Annotated in this window: 1 protein-coding gene; it reads left to right on the plus strand. The window is 61.9% G+C overall.

Going from position 1 to position 1,020, the window contains the following annotated elements; translation table 11 throughout:
• On the plus strand, positions 1 to 1,020 hold a 1,020-nt coding region (locus tag ACYP2Q_RS31410; RefSeq protein WP_459734095.1), incomplete at both ends, for a DUF2345 domain-containing protein.

The raw sequence follows: 1,020 nt of genomic DNA on the forward strand, positions 1-1,020 counted from the left end.
ATGGGCACGGCGCCATCCGTGGCGGCAAGGGGTTGTTCATCAGTGCCGATGAGCAGGCCAAGGCCCAGGGCGAGGTGCTGGACATGCAGGCGGCGCTGGGTCGTTTGCAACAGGCGGGGGAGCAACTGCAAGGCCTGTCCAGCGATGCCCAGGCAGGCCACGCCGATCCCGCCGATGTGCAGGCCCAATTGTCACTGCTGCATGAGCAACTCGACGAACTCGAGGCTCAGGTGATCCTGCTCAGCGCGCCCCAAGGCATCGCCTTGAGCAGTGGCTCGCACCTGCAACTGGCGGCGCAGGACAACCTGATGCTCAACGCCGGCGGCGAAGCCGACATCAGCGTGGTCAAGCGCCTGTTCATGGGTGTGGGCCAGGGATTTAGCCTGTTTGTGCGCAAACTGGGGATCAAGCTGTTTGCCAACCAGGGACCGATCTCAGTGCAGGCGCAGAACGACTCCCTGGAACTGCTCGCTCGCCACGGGCTGTCGATTACCAGCACCGAAGACGAAATCCATATCACCGCGAAAAAGAAAATCGCCCTCAATGGCGGGGGCAGCTATCTCAGCCTCGATGCAGGCGGCATTGAATCGGGGACGGCGGGCGACCACAAGGTCAAGGCTGCGCACTTCGCCTTTAGCGACCCGGCCAGCATGACCGCCGCCCATCCGGATTATCCGCAAAGCCTGTCCAAACAAGTTCTGCGACTCAATGTGCCGCAAACCCCAAACGCTTCCAGCGAAGGCTGGGCAGGCATGCCCTACACCCTGTACGCCGACGGCGCGGTACTCAAGCGAGGTGTGTTGGACAAGACCGGGCAACTGTTGATTGACCACCAGGTTGTTACTCAAACCTATCGGCTGGTGATGGCCAACGGAGTTGCCTATCAGCTTCCCGTTCCCACCGACTACCGCAATCCCGAACAGGCGCACTTGGCCAATCGCGGCTTGCAAAACCACCCCTCGCGAACCAATGCCGAGGTGAGTGAGCCCACCTCGCACACCGATCACCGCGCCCTGTACG

This window comes from Pseudomonas sp. MHK4 (assembly GCF_054600775.1).